The 15,667-nt window shown below is 67.9% G+C and carries 17 protein-coding genes and 4 pseudogenes; 11 read left to right on the top strand and 10 right to left on the bottom strand.

The genetic code is table 11. From position 1 onward, the window contains the following. Positions 1-133 precede the first annotated feature (133 nt). Entirely contained in the window at positions 134-829 is a 696-nt protein-coding gene (locus OG448_RS00185) for a type 1 glutamine amidotransferase domain-containing protein (RefSeq protein ID WP_405550478.1), read from the bottom strand. Between the two features lie 345 nt (positions 830-1,174). Here OG448_RS00185 and OG448_RS00190 point away from each other — a divergent pair. Further along, a pseudogene (locus tag OG448_RS00190) lies at positions 1,175-1,270 on the top strand (IS630 family transposase); the annotation flags it as partial. A 46-nt stretch (positions 1,271-1,316) separates the two neighbouring features. On the opposite strand, the gene OG448_RS00195 reads toward OG448_RS00190, so the two are convergent. Together OG448_RS00195 and OG448_RS00200 are read right to left on the bottom strand one after the other, a co-directional pair. Next, the gene (locus OG448_RS00195) at positions 1,317-1,973 is read right to left on the bottom strand and encodes a maleylpyruvate isomerase N-terminal domain-containing protein (RefSeq protein WP_405550480.1); all 657 of its coding nucleotides are present in this window, start codon (positions 1,971-1,973) and stop codon (positions 1,317-1,319) included. A 79-nt stretch (positions 1,974-2,052) separates the two neighbouring features. Beyond that, complete coding sequence (locus OG448_RS00200) at positions 2,053-2,229, bottom strand: hypothetical protein (RefSeq protein WP_405550481.1); 177 nt, start codon at positions 2,227-2,229, stop codon at positions 2,053-2,055. Between the two features lie 80 nt (positions 2,230-2,309). Between OG448_RS00200 and OG448_RS00205 the strand changes: the two genes are divergently transcribed. Then, positions 2,310-3,104: an SDR family oxidoreductase gene (locus OG448_RS00205; RefSeq protein ID WP_405550483.1), complete on the top strand. Its 795-nt coding sequence runs from the start codon at positions 2,310-2,312 to the stop codon at positions 3,102-3,104. Between the two features lie 526 nt (positions 3,105-3,630). Here OG448_RS00205 and OG448_RS00210 read toward each other — a convergent pair. After that, positions 3,631-3,831 (bottom strand): LAETG motif-containing sortase-dependent surface protein, encoded by a 201-nt coding sequence (locus OG448_RS00210; RefSeq protein WP_405550484.1) that lies wholly within the window; start codon positions 3,829-3,831, stop codon positions 3,631-3,633. Between the two features lie 85 nt (positions 3,832-3,916). Here OG448_RS00210 and OG448_RS00215 point away from each other — a divergent pair, with 85 nt between their 5' ends. Beyond that, positions 3,917-4,063, top strand: coding sequence for a hypothetical protein (locus OG448_RS00215; RefSeq protein WP_405550485.1), 147 nt, complete (start codon positions 3,917-3,919; stop codon positions 4,061-4,063). 15 nt (positions 4,064-4,078) lie between these two features. Here OG448_RS00215 and OG448_RS00220 read toward each other — a convergent pair whose 3' ends face one another. Then, positions 4,079-4,588 carry a transglycosylase SLT domain-containing protein gene (locus tag OG448_RS00220; RefSeq protein ID WP_405550487.1) on the bottom strand — a complete coding sequence of 170 codons (510 nt, stop codon included), beginning with the start codon at positions 4,586-4,588 and terminating at the stop codon, positions 4,079-4,081. A gap of 1,415 nt (positions 4,589-6,003) precedes the next feature. Between OG448_RS00220 and OG448_RS00225 the strand changes: the two genes are divergently transcribed. From OG448_RS00225 to OG448_RS00235, 3 genes and pseudogenes are all read left to right on the top strand, one after another. Further along, entirely contained in the window at positions 6,004-6,210 is a 207-nt protein-coding gene (locus tag OG448_RS00225) for a hypothetical protein (protein ID WP_405550488.1), read from the top strand. 86 nt (positions 6,211-6,296) lie between these two features. Beyond that, positions 6,297-7,322 (top strand): hypothetical protein, encoded by a 1,026-nt coding sequence (locus OG448_RS00230; RefSeq protein WP_405550489.1) that lies wholly within the window; start codon positions 6,297-6,299, stop codon positions 7,320-7,322. Positions 7,323-7,620: 298 nt separating this feature from the next. Continuing rightward, positions 7,621-7,802: pseudogene (locus OG448_RS00235) on the top strand (hypothetical protein); the annotation flags it as partial. Positions 7,803-7,881: 79 nt separating this feature from the next. On the opposite strand, the pseudogene OG448_RS00240 reads toward OG448_RS00235, so the two are convergent. Both OG448_RS00240 and OG448_RS00245 read right to left on the bottom strand, forming a co-directional pair. Continuing rightward, positions 7,882-8,007: pseudogene (locus tag OG448_RS00240) on the bottom strand (alpha/beta hydrolase); the annotation flags it as partial. Between the two features lie 407 nt (positions 8,008-8,414). Further along, complete coding sequence (locus OG448_RS00245) at positions 8,415-9,038, bottom strand: TetR/AcrR family transcriptional regulator (RefSeq protein WP_405558611.1); 624 nt, start codon at positions 9,036-9,038, stop codon at positions 8,415-8,417. A 69-nt stretch (positions 9,039-9,107) separates the two neighbouring features. On the opposite strand from OG448_RS00245, the gene OG448_RS00250 reads away from it, so the two are divergent. From OG448_RS00250 to OG448_RS00260, 3 genes and pseudogenes are all read left to right on the top strand, one after another. Beyond that, entirely contained in the window at positions 9,108-9,533 is a 426-nt protein-coding gene (locus tag OG448_RS00250; protein WP_405550490.1) for a hypothetical protein, read from the top strand. Positions 9,534-10,063: 530 nt separating this feature from the next. Continuing rightward, positions 10,064-10,527, top strand: a pseudogene (locus OG448_RS00255) (GNAT family N-acetyltransferase). Between the two features lie 176 nt (positions 10,528-10,703). After that, positions 10,704-10,916, top strand: a complete 213-nt coding sequence (locus tag OG448_RS00260; protein ID WP_405550491.1) for an SCO4225 family membrane protein — start codon at positions 10,704-10,706, stop codon at positions 10,914-10,916. A gap of 754 nt (positions 10,917-11,670) precedes the next feature. On the opposite strand, the gene OG448_RS00265 is transcribed toward OG448_RS00260, so the two are convergent. Beyond that, complete coding sequence (locus OG448_RS00265) at positions 11,671-12,150, bottom strand: HIT family protein (RefSeq protein WP_405550492.1); 480 nt, start codon at positions 12,148-12,150, stop codon at positions 11,671-11,673. Positions 12,151-12,627: 477 nt separating this feature from the next. After that, a complete protein-coding gene (locus OG448_RS00270) occupies positions 12,628-12,810 on the bottom strand; it encodes a hypothetical protein (protein WP_405550493.1) in 183 nt (60 codons plus the stop codon). Positions 12,811-13,204: 394 nt separating this feature from the next. Between OG448_RS00270 and OG448_RS00275 the strand changes: the two genes are divergently transcribed. Further along, positions 13,205-13,675: a GNAT family N-acetyltransferase gene (locus tag OG448_RS00275; protein WP_405550494.1), complete on the top strand. Its 471-nt coding sequence runs from the start codon at positions 13,205-13,207 to the stop codon at positions 13,673-13,675. Positions 13,676-14,145: 470 nt separating this feature from the next. Continuing rightward, positions 14,146-15,060: an SDR family NAD(P)-dependent oxidoreductase gene (locus OG448_RS00280; RefSeq protein WP_405550495.1), complete on the top strand. Its 915-nt coding sequence runs from the start codon at positions 14,146-14,148 to the stop codon at positions 15,058-15,060. A 108-nt stretch (positions 15,061-15,168) separates the two neighbouring features. Here OG448_RS00280 and OG448_RS00285 read toward each other — a convergent pair whose 3' ends face one another. Further along, on the bottom strand, positions 15,169-15,543 hold the full coding sequence (locus OG448_RS00285) for an EamA family transporter (protein ID WP_405550497.1): 375 nt from the start codon (positions 15,541-15,543) through the stop codon (positions 15,169-15,171). Positions 15,544-15,667 lie beyond the last annotated feature (124 nt).

A 15,667-nucleotide genomic window follows, 5' to 3' on the forward strand; every position in this document is an offset into this window, starting at 1 on the left:
CACCCGTCCGCCATGCCGTGATTCACATCGTTCCAGCGCCCACCGGGTGCCGCAGTGCATCGCTTCGAAGCGCCATCCGCCGCGTAATCAACCTCCCCCATACGGACGGGCCTTGCGACGCCCTGCCACATGCTCACTTGAGGATTTCGAGAAGACGGTCTGCCAGAACCGCCGCCGAGTGCGGATTCTGTCCGGTGACGAGATTGCGGTCCTCAACCATGTACGGCTCCCAGATCGGGCCTCGGCTGTAGTCGACGCCCACCTTGTCCTTCAGTTCGTCTTCCAGCAGCCACGGTGCTCTGGAAGCCAGGCCGACGCCTTCCTCCTCCTCGTTGGTGAACCCGGTGACCCGGTAGCCCTGGAAGGGAGACACACCATGGATCCGGGTGGCCAGGAGGGACGCGGGGGCGTGACACACGATCGCCAGCGGGTTGCCCGAGGCGAGTTGCGCGGTCAGCAGTCGGCCCGCGTCAGCGTCGTACGCCAAGTCCGACATCGGGCCGTGCCCGCCGGGCAGGTACACGGCGTCGTAGTCCTCGAGGCGGACGTCCGACAGCTTCAGCGGCCGACGCATCACCTCCGCCGAACGGATGATCTCCTCAAGTTCCAGCGCTCCGTCGACACCTCCGGCCATGGAAGGCCGGAGGCTCATCATGTCGACATTGGGGGTAACTCCGTTGGGTGTCGCGACCACGACCTCGTGGCCGGCGTCCGTGAGCGCCTTGTATGGCATCGCGAATTCCTCTGCCCAGTAGCCGGTCGCGTATCGGGTCCCGTCTTTCAGCACCCAGTAGGTCGCGCCACTAACGATGAAAAGTACCTTCGCCATCGCTGTCCGCCTCCTCGTCCTCGGACGCTCTGCCCGGGGCATTCAGCCGCATTCCAGCCTAGGTACGGCCGTGACCCGGCGCATACCGACGAGATCCCCGAACCACACACGCTGCGTGCGGTTGCTGTCGCGCAGTGAATTCAATCCGCCGCTCCTCCGCTCAACCTTGCGGCAGCCGACGGTGTTGTCCGCACGTCTGAGGGCCAAGGGGCGTCTTCCGGCGCCCTGATTTCCCGTGAGTCGGCTCAATGGTGCTGCTCGACGGTCGGGCAGCGGCTGATACCAGGCCGAGGACGAGAAGCCTGTCAGCATGGAGTCGGGAAGGGTCCTGCTACGAGATCAGCCCGCGACGTCCTGGCCGCTGAGCGCAAGGAACGCGCCCGCATCCGCAGCGAAACGGGCATTCGTTGGGGTGCCCGACCGATCTCAGCAACAGCCTGACCAGCCGACCCCGCCCTGACCTCTCCTTACGGCGGAGCAGTTGAGCCTATGCCCGGGGTGTGCCGTCCCAGCGCCATGTGGTGAGACGAGGGTGTCCGGGTAGTTCGGCGCGTCCGGTGGCCCACAAGAGGGTGAGCCAAGGGTCCGTTGGCGACGGTGCATCCGGAAACAGTCGGGCGAGCACCCGAGCGCACAGATCGGCAGGCGGGCTCCACGCGAGACCGATCCCTTGTACAAGGTCCTGCGTGTGCACCAGGGTCTCCACGATCCCCATCGCGGCGAAGCCTTCGGGGTCCGAGACGCCGAAGACGTGGTGGGCGCGGGTCTGCGGAGGCGTCGTGCGCACCATGGCGACCAGCAGCGCGCCGCTCGCTTCCAGGACCTGCAGCAGGCCGGCGGGCCCCGCCTCGCGGTTCGCGTGAATGGCGTTTGCTGGGCCGCCGGGCCGTCGGCTCTCCCATACGAAGGGCACCTCGCCATCCAAGGGCGGTATTTTGGGGCCCAGTTGCGCAGCGTAGGCGAAGAGGTCGTCACTGAGGTGCTCGACGGTTTCCCAGCAGTCCCATTCCAGCGAACCGGCCTTTCCTTCCCACGCGGCTGGGGGCGCCTTGCGAAGGACTCCCACAGCGAGTTGCACGGCAAGGGCGAGGTCGTCCGCGGTGACGGGGGGCTGGGAGAGAGCGATATCGGCTGACCGGGACATGGCAGGACCGTACCTCGCCCGGAGGGAGCGACTCCTCCCTTCTTGATCACCGTCCCATCAACCCGGTACAGGTTCGCGGTCAGAGCACTAGAGCCCGGTGGCGCTTGAGGCGGGTGATCCCGCACTCGACCGTGTGCCGCTGCTTGGAGTCGTCCTTGTCGAACTTGGGCGGCCGTCCGCCTCGCGATCCGCGCTTGAGGCGGTTGCGGACGCGGTCCGTCGGGACCCTGATCCGCTTGCTTGCAGCGCACTCCAAGGCCATAGCGTTGAGACAGCTGAACCGAACACCCGACGCGTCGACGCATCATTTCGCACGACCAACGAGAAGGACGGCAAGTGGTGGACGATCAATTCACAACGCATGCAGAACTTTTCGATCTGCGTGGAAAGCGCGCGCTCGTCACCGGTGGCACCAGAGGCATCGGGATGATGATCGCGCGTGGCCTTCTCCAGGCGGGCGTCCGCGTGGTCATCAGCTCCCGCAACGCAGAAGCGTGCGCGCAGGCGCAGGCACAGCTGTCCAAATTCGGTGAGGTGCGGGCCATCCCCGCCGACCTGTCCCGCCACGACGAGTGTCGGCGACTGTCCGACCTCGTCACCGCCGACTCGGAGCGTCTGGACATCCTCGTCAACAACGCGGGCGCCATGTGGGACGAGCCGCTGGCGACGTTCCCAGACGCGGCCTGGGACACGGTCGTCGACCTCAACCTGAAGTCGCCGTTCTGGCTGGTCCAGGCACTGCTGCCCGCACTTCGCAGGGCGGGCACCGCCGACGATCCCGCGCGGATCATCAACATCGGCAGCATCGCCGCCATCCACATCCCCCAGCGGCCCAACTACTCGTACTCCAGCAGCAAGGCCGCACTGCATCAACTCACCAGAGTGCTCGCCAAGGAACTAGGACCGCAGCACGTCACCGTGAACGCCGTGGCGCCGGGACCGTTCCCGTCGACGATGATGGCTGCAACCCTCGATGAGTTCGGCGAGGCGATCGCGGCGTCGGCCCCACTACGCCGGATCGGCCGCGACGACGACATGGCAGGTGTCGCCGTGTTCCTCGCCAGCCGGGCAGGCGCATACCTAACGGGCGCCGTGATCCCCGTCGACGGCGGCATCGCCACAACCGCGTAGGACCGCCTTGATCCATTGCGGGAGTTGGTCGCCCTGGAGCTGAGTGAGCATCTTCCCGAAAGCTCGGACGTGCCCGGTGAGGGCATCCAGTTCGGGGCGGCCGGCGAGGACGGATTCGAGCTTCAGGTGATCGCTCTCCGGCAGGGTGTCGGGGTGAGTCAGGATCCATCCGGCGACCGAGCGTGAGGACGGAGGACGGGCCGCCGGTGCGGCCGGGGAAGGGCGGTCCGGCTGCACGAGCACGGCGTGTCCGCACAGGACATCGCCGACGGGGCCGGGCTCTCCGTGACCCTGGTCCGCCGCGTCCTGCGCACCCCCCAGACGGCCAGACGGTCCGGGACATCGCCCGCACCACTGCGGACGCCGTCCTCGGCATCCCGCTCCCCCACTGCCGCAACCCCGGCGCCCCCGGCCTGACCGACTCCGCGGAGCATCGCGGCTGCCGGCCGACCTGGCACGGGCCGGATGGCCCGCCACCACACTCGCCCAGCGCCTGGACATCAAGCCCCGTACCGTCCGCGGGCGGTCACTGGTTGTCGGAGGTGTGCGGGTGGCGGCGCCGGCGGGATCCGGCCCGTACCGCGCCGCCTCCGGCGGCCACCAGGACGCCGCCCGCGCCGATGAGCCAGGGGGTGTCGGGTGAGCCGGTGTGGGCGAGCTGCGCGGTGGGTGTGACCGGCTGGTGGGGCGGCTCCCAGTCAGCGGTGCCGTCGGGACCGGTGGTCACCTGCCCGTGCTCGCCGTGGGTGCCCGTTTCGGCGACTGCGACCGTGACTCCGGGAACCCGGGCGCCGGAGAGCTGGGCGGTGACCGTGACAGTAACCGATACCTTCGTCCCGGCCGGGGCCTGGGCCACCTCCGGCGTGACGGCCAGCTACGAGGTTCCCGGCGACCCGGGCACGCCCGAGGGCGGGGAGCTGCTGGAGATGCTGTACGCGGAACTCAATCCGGACGGGTGACGAACGCGGGGTGGCTCAGTACGCGGAGTTGACGTTGTCGATGGAGCCGTAGCGGTGGGCGGCGTAGTTGGCGGCGGCGGTGATGTTGGCGACCGGGTCGGTGGAGCTGTTGGCGGTGCCGGCGACGTGGAATGCCTTGAACGTGGGGTCGATGACCTGGAGCAGGCCCTTGGAGGGGATGCCGTTCTTGGCGTTGACGTCGTAGTTGTTCTGGGCGTTGGGGTTGCCGCTGGACTCGCGCATGATGTTGCGGTGCAGTCCCTCGTAGGTGCCCGGGATGCCCTTGGCCTTCATGATGGCCAGGGACTGCTTGATCCAGCCGTCGAGGTTGTTCGCGGCACCCTTGGCACCGGCGGGGTCGGCGGCCTTGGAGGCGATGGCGGGGGCGGCCTTGGGGGCCTCGGCGGCGTGGGCGGTGGCCGGCATCAGCGTCAGGGCCGCGGCCGCGGCGCCGGTGGTGACCAGGCCGGTGACGGCCAGGTTGCGCAGACGGGCGAGGCGGGACGCAGCGGTGATCGCGGTCATGGGGGTCTCCTACGGGACGTCTTTGAGGCGCCGGCCGGATCATCCGGTCGCGGCCTGTCGGGCGTCGGGGCGAGGCCCCGCACAGCGCGGCAAACAAGGACGGCCCCGGCGATCCCGCCCGGCCCGACCCGCTGCTTGCGGCGACGAGAGACATGGTTAGCGACCGCGTAGACGGGAAGCAAGAATGTGACCTACTACCCAAGAGCGTAGGAACTTCGCAATTCGGTCATTTCTTGGCTTTTCTGTGCGTCAGACCGCTGTACGGCTCTACGATCCCGCTTAGGACGTGACCTACCTCTCGTGGGTGGCGTCACGCGGAGAGCCGGAAAATCAGGCTTCCGGCCAGGCTTGCTCCACCCGGAAGGGGGCAGAGCGCAGCTTGGAAATGCGTACACGTGATCGGTCCAGCCCTCTCCAGGGTGACTGCGGGTCTCCTGAACCCACCGTGAACGGCACACGTCACCTGTCCCAGCCCTGCTTCATGCCTCCACCAAGGCGGTCTTTCCCGGCAGTGACACGCGGACAGCCAGCCGGGCGACGCGGATGAACAGCGGCAAGGCGCTCGGTGGCGGGGCACGTCTGGGTGGGGCCGTCAGCCGACCGAGCGCAGTACCGGCCATGCAACGCTCACGCTTCCTCGCCTGACCCACCCAAGCAGTACTGTCTCCACGGCCAGCTCGGCAGCATCCGCGGCCGTATCCCCCGGTCCGGCTGGGAAGGGCACCGAGGAAAGGGAGAAGGCCAAGGGCGCTTCCGCGCAACGCCCCCGCTGCGCGGATCGCCGCAACTGCACTTCGTCCGGGCCGGGTCCGCCGACGGTGGAATCCCTGCCGCCTGCTTGTCGTGGGCGGAGGACGGATGCTTCAGTGAGCCGTCCTGAGGGGAGGGGTGCGGGTTCTTCCTAGTGCTGGGGCGGAGGACAGGCCGCACAGGAGACGCTGGCGCAAGCGGCGGGCATGCCTGCTCGAGCCGTTGCCCTGCCCCGACGCCGACTATCTGACGCTGTACCGGTTGTGGTTCTACGCTCGACGACGAAGACCTGAACTCGGTCAAGGACTGAACGGCGCTGGATGCCACCGAGGGCCCTGTTTACGCATTCATCGATGATGTCGACCAGATTGCCTGGGAACTGACGCCCCACCTGCCATCTACCAGTTACGGCGCTACACCGGATCGGCACTGGCCATGGACGTGCCGCACCTCCCCCACGGGCGCCCTGCAGCCGTACTCGGCACCCGCACGGGCACCATCCAGGTCTGGGACCTCATCGAGGACCGCCAGATCGGCTCCGCCATCGCACTCCCCCGGCCGCCACAACTAGTCACAGCCGCCCCTGACCAGCACTTCAGCGCTACGGTTATCCGTAGATCGGCCCTGGTGCCCCCCTCCCCCCGTGGAGCGGCACCATCGGCGAGATGCTCAACTTCAAGGGGTTCGGCCACGGCCTGCCGATGGAGATCGTGATGGGCCATCTCCTGACCGGCGGCGGCCCGGACGGAATGGACGCCAAGGTCGTCCCTGTCCAGGTGGTACGTGGCGACGAACCGCGCGCGTGGACGGACATCCACGCGGCGATCGTGGACCTGCTCGGGGGCCATCTGCCGGCAACGGACCGGCGGTAGCGCTCTCCCGGGTGACGCCCGTGCCGGAACTCCTCGTGGGGCGGCCACGAGGGCCGTTGTCAGAGGCGATTGGCAGGATTGCGGCCATGAATGTCACTCCTGTCACTCCGCCACGGCCGATCGACGTTGCCGCGGTCTTTCCCCAACTGGCCCCGCTGGCCCGCACGGCGACCCGCCTGCACCCCCGCCCTGGAGCGCCGACGTGGCACGACAGCTCGATCGGCGGGCCGCTGCTGTGGCCCGCTGAGGAGCCGTGGCCGCACTGCGAGGAACCGCATGTGGTGGATGGCATCAACCCAGCCCAGTCCCCGGCGGATCTGCGGCTGGAACGACGGATCTTCGCCGCCTCGCACGGCCGGGACCTGACTCCGGAGGAACGGGAGACTCTCCAGCGGATCCGCCCCCCTCGGACGTATCCGGTGAGGCTGGCGGTCCAGGCGTACGACGGCCCCATAGCGATGTTGCCCGTCGCGCAGCTGTTCGTAAGGGATGTGCCCGATCTGAGCCCGCCGGAGGGCAAGGACCTGCTGCAGGTTCTGTGGTGCCCCTTCGATCATCCGATCATGCCCAGGACCCTGCTCTTCTGGCGTTCGGCAGCCGCCGTCACCGACATTCTCGACACGCCCCCCGAGCCGCCCGCAGTGCAGTTCGACGGCTATCTACCGGAACCGTGCGTGCTCGAACCGGAGCAGATCACCGAGTACCCCGACCATCTGGAGCTGAGCGAAGAACTGCGGGAGCAGCTCAAGCAGTGGAGTGTGCCGCAGGCAGCAGAGGAAGACATGGACCCGGACACGTACTACGACTGCGTGTTGTCCAACGCACCCGGCTGGAAGGTCGGCGGCTGGCCCGCTTGGGACTCCACCGACCCCGGCTCGCGACCCTGCTCCGAGTGCGGCACCGGCATGGAGGTCCTGATGACCGTCGCCACGTTCGAGGAAGGGGACGACGCCGGGAACAGCTGGTCTCCGCACCCCCACCCAGGTGCTGGACCGTACCCCGGCCACCGCGGCTACAACGCGACCGGTGTCCAGATAGGCAGCGGCTACCGGCAGCACCTGTTCGTCTGCCCGGCGGAGCCCGAGCACCCGCACATCGAGTTGATGACGTAGCCCGTCCGCATTGTGCAGCCGGGGCGTCACGGTGCGGGCACGCCGTGACGCCGAAGCGTCCTGACGGGCTGCTGCGGGCGGTAGCGGTCTGGGCATCGGGGGCGGTGGAGTCTCGGAGAGTACTTGATCGATCTGCACCACGACGTCGTCACCTGGCTGAGGCGGCACGATGGAGCCGGAGCCACGACAGACCCCTCTCGTGCCGGGTTTCTCCTACCGGCCGGCTACGCCCCAATCGCCGCGAAAGACATGGACGCCGGCCGGCGCGACAGGGAACGGAAGGTCGCGTGGAGCCACGATCGCCCACGCTCCGCTCAGCGTCGAAGGACGCCGTCGTCTCGTTGAACGCTGCAAGACCAGGCCGATCGCACATGTCGCCGCGGAGAACTCCAAGCCGACGGCATCCAGGTCAGCCGCCGCACCGTCTCACGCCAACTGGGCACGCTGGGGCTCAACCGACGGCGCTTCATCGACCCCAACGCGAGCCGAACCGGGCTATGAATGGACCTCTGCTGTCCGTTCTTGTAGGCAGAGCCAGATTCGCCTGCCGCCCCCGCACTTAGTAGACGTGTCGGACCGGGTCTGCTCCGGTTTGGATCAGGAAGTCGGTGAGCACGTCGGCGAGTCGTTCGGGCTGGTCCTCGGGGATGAGGGTGGACGAGTCGGCGATCTCGACCAGCCGACCCGTCTAACTGAGTAGCGGCGGCCAGGACAGCCGCACCCGGCGTCAGAACCGCGAGCGGGCGACGCGTTCGGAACGGGGCGGCGCCGCTCAAACAGTCTCCAGATCAGAAGGATGGCGCGAGTCAATCACGCCAGACCGGAGCCGTGAACCGGGAAGCTTGCCCTCACCCCAGTCAAAGAGCACCTGCCGCGAGCCCATGCACGAACAGCATCGATGCGGTGCCAGGCCCGTTTGAGTCCTGCCAGGCAATCCCCAACTCGACCGCAGAGCCGGGAACATCACGAACAGCACCTGTGCCAGCCCGAACAGTCCCTCAACCGGACCGCCGCCCAGCACGACCACAGGCCCCTGAAACCGCAGCACGTCAGACCCCACTCGTCGAAGCCACCAGGTTTTCCGCGGCGCCATCACGAAGGGCCCGAGTCATGATCGATGAGGGATACGTCGGACACCAGAGCGCGAGCGGTGGCGGCGAAGTACTCCTCATCGGCACCAGGGGCCAGGCCGAGGGGGACGCCCTGACTGAGGCCGACGAGCAGCGCCCTGAGAGCGGTGGTCAGACGCTCTGCCTGACGCGACGTCACAAGCCCTCCGTTGTGCGCCCTTCCGGTGAAAAGCGCGATCAGGTGGTTCTCCTGCGACCGGATGGACGTGGCGAGCTGGGACCCCAGCTCTGGGTCATGGAGGGCCATGTCCAGCAGGGTGATCTGGAGCGACAGGCGAGACAGCGCGTCGGGACCGTCACAGCTACGCCGGTAGTACCGCGCAAAGGCGTCCACCGCTTCAAGTAGATCCAGTCCAGCGGGGACCGCCCGCTCGACCTCCTCGTAGTACGGCCGCAGGTAGTCGGTTACCAGGGCGACCACCAGGCCGTTCTTGCTCCCGAACAGTGAGTAGATGGCGCCCGTGGTCAGGTCGGCCAGTTCGGCGATCTCGTCAAGCTTGGCCCGGTATCCGTCCCGGGAAACGACCTGGAACGCCGCGTCCAGCAAGGCCCGCCGGTTGCGTTCCTTGCCCTCCGCTCTCGTCATTCTCATAGCTCGATTATTACCGTAATCTCGTTACGAGATTAGTCGGGACGAGCTTCAAGGAGGATGCTCATGGCTCAGGTTGCGGCGTCGCGGGTGACCCGCCAGACGGTAGGTGCCATCGCCGATGGCGCCTTCAAGGTGTTGCTCGCCATGGTCTGCATCGCCGGCGCTGCCCCGCTCGGCCGGTTGCTCGGCACGGCACCCTGGCTGATGGTCGTCTCAGGGCTGGCCCTGCTGATCGGCGGCGGCGTCGAACTCGCATACTCGCGCAGCCGGTCGATGCGCACTTACGCACAGCTCATGATGGCCTACGACAGCGGCTGGGTGCTGGCAGCCCTGACCGGCCTCCTGATGGCGCGGCAGGGCAGCGGCGCTGGGGGTGAGGTTTGGATGGGGTACCAGACAGCCGCCCCCATCGTGTTCGCCGCACTGCTGGTCGCCGCAGCCCCTGCGCGGACGACCTCGGACGCTCCCGCAGAGAACACCACCCGTTGACCGTGGGGCACCGCTCCAGGCGCAGCACAGAAATGGGGGTCGGCGTTCCCTGAGGGTGTGGCCGGCGGGCAGGGAACCGGCTTGCCCGGCGCGGCGCCGGGCTGTCCGGGCCGCTGCTGAGTGGATGACCCGCTTCGCGGCGTTCGACCTGCTGCGGCCGTCCGGGGCGGACACGACGTCCTGGCCGTATCGAAGGCATAGGGCTGCGCTGGAGTCCGAGTTCGCTGCCCGCCGGCTCACGGTGCCGACCGCGAGGCTGTCAGCAAGGGCCGCGATCTGGAGCAGTTGGGCGCACACGGTCGCCTCGGGCGGCGAACGCAACTGGACTCCCCACCCACACACACACGGGGAAGGCAGCGCGGACTCGGCCGGCGGCGTCCGGCTGGAGCAACGAGCGCTGCAGCGCCTCATATTTGAAGTGCCTGGCGAGGATGGCGGCGAGCCCGTTTGTGATCCAGGATGACCGGATGGTCACGCTTGAGACTCCCCGTTTGATCCTGCGTCGCTGGCGCGAGGAAGACATCGCGCCCATGGCTGCCGTCAATGCCGACCCCGAGGTCATGCGGTGGATCCGTGACGGCAGCAGACTCGCTGTGGGGTTCAGGCATGGGAGAGCGAGTGGGAGTCACAGGGCTTCGGCCTGTTCGCCGTGGAGGTCCGGTCTACTGGCGAGCTGGCCGGGTTCACCGGCCTTTCGGTGCCCGGCTTCTTGCCGGAGGTACTGCCGGCGGTTGAGGTCGGCTGGCGCCTGGGACGTTCCCACTGGGGGCAGGGCTTGGCCACCGAGGCCGCTATGGCTGCTGTGCGGTTCGGGTTCGAGGATCGAGGGCTGGAGCGGATCGTCAGCATCGCTCAATTGGGCAACGACGCCTCCGAACGGATCATGACCAAACTGGGGATGCATCCCGTCCGTGAGACCGTCAATCCCACCTGCGGTCGGCGAGTACGGGTGTTCGAGTTGTCCTCGGACCAGTACGCCGCAACCACTCAGTGATGGCGGCAACGAGGACGGTGCCGCGAAGCGACCCTTGATCTCGTCCTACCTGGTGGCCACGCCTCGATGTCTCTTGAGGCGAATGGATGCCGCGCTCGACCGCGTCCGGGCCTTGCAGTCCTCTCGGCTCCCCCGCACAGCGGGGCTCCGACAGTGCGCAGCCCGCGAGCTCGCGTATGGCTCGGCTGCGGACCCGGTTGGCGCCCGCGGTAGACAACTGGCTCGCAAGCGGCTACCTCGCCGTGGTCGCGGTGGCGTTGACGTACTTCCTGGGCGACACATTCTTCGGGCCGAATTCCGGGTACGCCGCTGTCCACCCGGTGATCACCACGGCGCCGCTCAGCATCGCTGTCTTCGTGCTGGCTGCCGCTCGACGTTTCGTGTCCTGACCGACCTTCCGCCGCTGGCCATCGCTCCCCAGCCAGGCCGAGGGGCCGGCGGTGGCCAGTCACCGATGTCCCGATGTTCGGCCTGGTGGTCGGAAGTGGCTTCCTGGACTCCGACGAGCTCGCCCCCCGTTCGACCAAGACGTGCGCAGGCCGGACCGCGGCGCCCAGGCCTGCCCGTCCCATCAGCGGGCCAAGCGCCGTCTTCCCGCTCGGTCAGGACTCCGGATGTGCGGCCGCCTTCAATGTCCAGCCACTACCAGTGCACGCATCGGGAAGGGGCGGAAACCGGTGGCCTTTCACGTCTGTGCTGTACGCATGGTGCTGCGCACAGTCGCACTCGTAGATCCCCGACTCGGAGACGATCTCCCCGGGGTGATGGGCCTCAGGAGTGTCACTGCTCATACATCCGGTCTAAGGGTCAGCACGGCCTTCCGCGACTCGGGACGCTGAACAGGAGCCCCCACTCTCTGGGCCCCGCCCGCTTCACGATCCTTGACGTTATTTCCTATGGCGCGTCTGAACAAGCACGCTGGAGGGCAGCGACGACCGCGCCGGCGGAGTCGACAGGGGACAGCCACAGGACGGTGGCCCGGTTCGGCGTCGTAATGATGTGGTGCCGTGCCGAAGCCGCCCGTCCTTCCGTCCCCACCGCCAGCCCCGACATCGTTACGCTGCGAAGGACTCAGTGACCGTCGTCCACTTACCGCCATTGATCACCGAGCCGGCCGACCTGACGGCCGGCGGACGCACACCGTCAGCCCATCGAACGCAACCGATCCAGTTCGCTCCCGATCCCGTCCCGCAACACGTCATGCTGCGGACCCAGCCTGAACCCCTCGTCACTCCACCGGTCACCCGGATACAGCCAGACAGGCTTGCCCACCAGCTCGGCCGGCTCCCACTCGAACCGCGGCCAGACATGAGCATGCAAGAACGGGTCGGTGTTCCCCAGAATCTCCAGATTGACCCGGCGGAAGCCGGGATCCAAGCGTCGGCAGACGCGCTCAACGGCCTCTCCGAGCCGGTCCATGTCGGACAGAAACGACAGCCGCCTCGCCTTCGGCAGATCAGACAGCCGCTGAACACCTGGTTCGTCCACGAGGAGAACCGAGTAACCCGGCAAGAACTGAACATCGCCGATCACCGCGAACCCCGCCTCAAGCCGCCGCAGCACGGTCGGGTTCTCACCTCGCAGAGCAGCCCCGATCCGATCCATCCTCCAGTCACCAGTCATGGCCCCAACCTAGCCACAGGTGATCAAGGCCCGCTCTTCGCTCCCCAACCTCCCCACATACATCAAGAACCAACCAAACGAGGCGAAGAGCGACCCCGGCCGAGCGCGGGGTTGGCGCTGATCGCGACGATCGCGCGGTCCAAGCGGTGCGTCTCGGTTGCGGTCAGCTTCTCTAGCTGGCTCTGCTCGGGCTCCACCATGACGACCTGGGAGCGGCGCGGTCCGTGCTCAGGCGACACGGGGGTGCTACCCGGCGAGACGCTCCAGGCGGGCGTCTCGGGCGTCCTCACACCGCACACCGGACTCCGCGGCCGACCAGCGAACGCGGCGGCGTGCTCGTTCAGGGGCTGGCGGTCGGGAACGGGCGCGGGGGCCGACTGCTGGCTCATCCGGGGCTCCTAGGCGGATCCGGTCTGATCAGCAGCACCATCAGGACCGAAACTGGGCCTGGCGAGCGTCCCGAGGCGGGCGCCACTCTCAGCTGGTGTTGCGGTTTTCCTCCTCCATCTTCTCGTACAGCCCCCGCAGCAGGGCGTGCATGTTCAGTAGTGCGGGCAGCAGGTACTCCTCCCGGAAGGAGCCGTAGGACGCCTCATGGCACACCGCGTGGCGATTGTGCCGGTCCTGTACGAGAGCGCTCTTCTGGAATGTGTCGGCCATCGGGCGAATCACCAAGTGGGCGTTCAACTCAAAGATCATGACTCGCCGTTGAGGCATGGGGACGTGTTTGAGGACGAACTGCAGCGTCTGGTTCGGTCCGGTCATCCCCTTGATCGGCTGGTTGTTGTGATCACGGGCGCCGTCGAACTCCTCGTGGTACCAGCGAATCCCATGCGTCTCCGTAGCGGAGTACGAGCGGCCGCAGCCGTTCCCACTCGGCATCTGTCAGATCGCCCCGCCCCATACCCAGAACAACGTCCTGAGCAAAGACGAGTCACATGACTGAGCTCGACAGATACCAGAAGTGCGCTTGACTGCCAGAATGAACATCAACTAGACGGAAGCAAATCCGTCCGCGACCGTGCGGGTCAGGCGTTTCCGCAACGGCGATTCGGTGGAGCAGCTCACGTCTCTGCTCCACCGCGCCTACGCGGACCACGCTGCTGCCGGGCGGGTCTTCTTCGCCTCCTACCAATCTCCGCAGGACACACAGCACCGCCTGAGCAAGGGCGAGTGCTGGGTCGCAATGAACGGAAACGTACTGGTCGGAACCGTCACCGTGTCAGCTCCGCACACCACTCCGGCCGGATACCCGGCGCCAGTGGGCGGGGGCTCGTTCTGGCAACTGGCTGTCGAGCCGTCGCAAAGAGGCACCGGTCTCGGGCAACGGCTGCTGGCTCTGGCAGAGTCACGCATTACTGCCCTCGGATCGACCCAGGCCGTCATCGACACCTCCTCGCAGGCCACAGACCTCGTCGACTGGTATCGCCGGCGAGGCTACGAACCGATCGGCACCTGGCGGTGGGATGTCACCAATTACGACAGCGTCGTCCTCATGAAGAACCTGCCGCCGACAACTTCGTGATCGCCCGGACAAGTCCTAGTCGTCGGGGACGGATCCCAGCCACGCACTGGGGCCGACTACCGAGACGCCCCAGTGCGGCCAGGCGTTGTTGGCCTTGCGGCACGACAGATGCAGCAGCGCCCGATCCCCAGGAGCCCTCACCCGTCCAGTACGACGTTCGGGTGACCTCACGGTCCCTCCCGACGCAATGGTCTTCACCGGCGTCTCGGGGTCGGGCAAGCCTTCCCTCGCCTTCGCGCCCTCTGCGCGCAGCCGCAGCGGCGCTGCTGGAGTCGGTGGCTCCGGCCGTACCCGTCGGCGCCCTCACCAGCCTTGGCTAAAAACACTCAGGCGTCGTGCGACTGCGCGTGAACGCGCGGCCGGTTCCGCCCTGTCGGAGGGTTATCGGCGACATGTCGGAGGCCAGTGGCAGCGTGGGCGCCGGGTTGCTCCGCCGGGAGCCGCCGTCGCATCTCACGGGAGTTCCCGCCATGTCTCAGATCCCTTCCGCCGCTGACCGCGTGTATCTGGTCACCGGCGGCAACGCAGGTATCGGGTATTTCACCGCCGAGCAGCTGGCCGGTACCGGCGCCACGGTGGTGCTGGGCAGCCGGAGTGCCGAGCGGGCCGAGGCCGCCATGGACGCGATCCGTGCGCGGGTGCCCGGTGCGCGGGTGCGTTCGGTGGGCCTGGACCTCGCCGACCTCGGCTCGCTGCGGGGAATCGCGGAATCCCTGGAGGTAGAGCGCCTCGACGCGGTGGTCCACAACGCCGGCGTCCTCCGCGAAGGGCTGGAGCGGGGGGAGACGCGGGACGGCAACGAGGTGCATTTCGGAACCAACCACCTCGGGCACTTCGCGCTCACCCACTGGCTGCTGCCGCTGCTGGAGGCCGCGCCGAGCGCCCGCGTCGTGACCGTCGGCAGCTTCGCCGCCAAGTCCGAGCGGCTCGACCTGGACGATCTGCAGTCCCGGGCCGGCTATCGGGCCAAGCGCACCTACGGCCGGTCGAAGCTGGCCCAGATGTACTTCGGCCTGGAACTCGATCGCCGTCTGCGGGCCGCGGGCAGCACGGTGTCGAGCGTGGTGGTCCATCCAGGCGGTGCGCTGGACTCGCTCACCCCGTCGCGGCCGCCGGTCCATGTACGGAAGGCCGGGACGGCGCTGCGCGGGGCGGCCGCCGCACTTGTTCTCCAGGGCAAGCACGCGGGTGCCCGGCCCGCGGTCCGGGCGGTGCTGGACCCCCAGATCGCCGGGGGTGAGCTGTGGGGCCCGCGCGTCTTCGGACTGCGCGGTCGGCCGCACCGCGAGCGGCTGTGGGCTCAGTTGGAGGACGCCGAGACGGCACGTCGGCTGTGGGAGGCGAGCACGGAGCTGACCGGCGTCGCGCCTGCCGCCGCCATCTGAAGCACTCAACTCGCCAACTCAAGCGCTCAGTCACAATCGCGGCCACGACGTCATCACAGAGAGTGCTCAACCGGAATTGGAGCACATGGCAAGGGGCCTGGCGTCACTTCACTGGGTGTCGGGCGGGGCCTGCGGGCGGGACTCGGTGAGGGCGAGGGCGGCGATGACCCCCGTGGTGAGCTGTTCGTCAAGGAAGAGCACGGCCAGGACAGCGGCGCTGACGGGTTCGAGGAGCATCGTCACCGACGCGGTGGCGGCCCTGAGTGCGGCGACGCCGGCGAAGTACAGCGGGTCGGCGAGCGCCGTGGTGACGGCGGCGATGTACAGCGTCACCAGCGCCGCCTCGGTGAAGTTTCCGCCCTGCGGGAGGAGACCCTGGTGAGGGGCCAGCGGCAGCATCACTGCCGCGCCGATGAGGAAGGACCACAGAGTCAGGGTGAACGCCTCCTCGCCGGTGCCGTGCCGTGGCAGGCTGCGGCGCACGCGGCGCCTTGCGGGACGGGCGCAGCGCCCAGGCGGGCAGCAGCACCGCCCCGACCAGGAAGCGCCAGAACGAGATGGGTCGAGTACGACGGGCCGCTCGTTCCCGGAGGGGCTGTCCAGTACC

It is taken from the genome of Streptomyces sp. NBC_01171 (genome assembly GCF_045039805.1).
Classification (GTDB): domain Bacteria; phylum Actinomycetota; class Actinomycetes; order Streptomycetales; family Streptomycetaceae; genus Streptomyces.

Bases quoted from the DNA above. Each gene is read 5' to 3' on its own strand.
- OG448_RS00250 (WP_405550490.1), top strand. From the start codon at position 9,108: ATGGCTCAGGTTGCGGCGTCGCGGGTGACCCGCCAGACGGTAGGTGCC.
- OG448_RS00280 (WP_405550495.1), top strand. From the start codon at position 14,146: ATGTCTCAGATCCCTTCCGCCGCTGACCGCGTGTATCTGGTCACCGGC.
- OG448_RS00245 (WP_405558611.1), bottom strand. From the start codon at position 9,038: ATGACGAGAGCGGAGGGCAAGGAACGCAACCGGCGGGCCTTGCTGGAC.
- OG448_RS00220 (WP_405550487.1), bottom strand. From the start codon at position 4,588: ATGACCGCGATCACCGCTGCGTCCCGCCTCGCCCGTCTGCGCAACCTG.
- OG448_RS00230 (WP_405550489.1), top strand. From the start codon at position 6,297: ATGAATGTCACTCCTGTCACTCCGCCACGGCCGATCGACGTTGCCGCG.
- OG448_RS00270 (WP_405550493.1), bottom strand. From the start codon at position 12,810: ATGGCCGACACATTCCAGAAGAGCGCTCTCGTACAGGACCGGCACAAT.
- OG448_RS00185 (WP_405550478.1), bottom strand. From the start codon at position 829: ATGGCGAAGGTACTTTTCATCGTTAGTGGCGCGACCTACTGGGTGCTG.
- OG448_RS00225 (WP_405550488.1), top strand. From the start codon at position 6,004: ATGCTCAACTTCAAGGGGTTCGGCCACGGCCTGCCGATGGAGATCGTG.
- OG448_RS00265 (WP_405550492.1), bottom strand. From the start codon at position 12,150: ATGACTGGTGACTGGAGGATGGATCGGATCGGGGCTGCTCTGCGAGGT.
- OG448_RS00195 (WP_405550480.1), bottom strand. From the start codon at position 1,973: ATGTCCCGGTCAGCCGATATCGCTCTCTCCCAGCCCCCCGTCACCGCG.
- OG448_RS00260 (WP_405550491.1), top strand. From the start codon at position 10,704: ATGGCTCGGCTGCGGACCCGGTTGGCGCCCGCGGTAGACAACTGGCTC.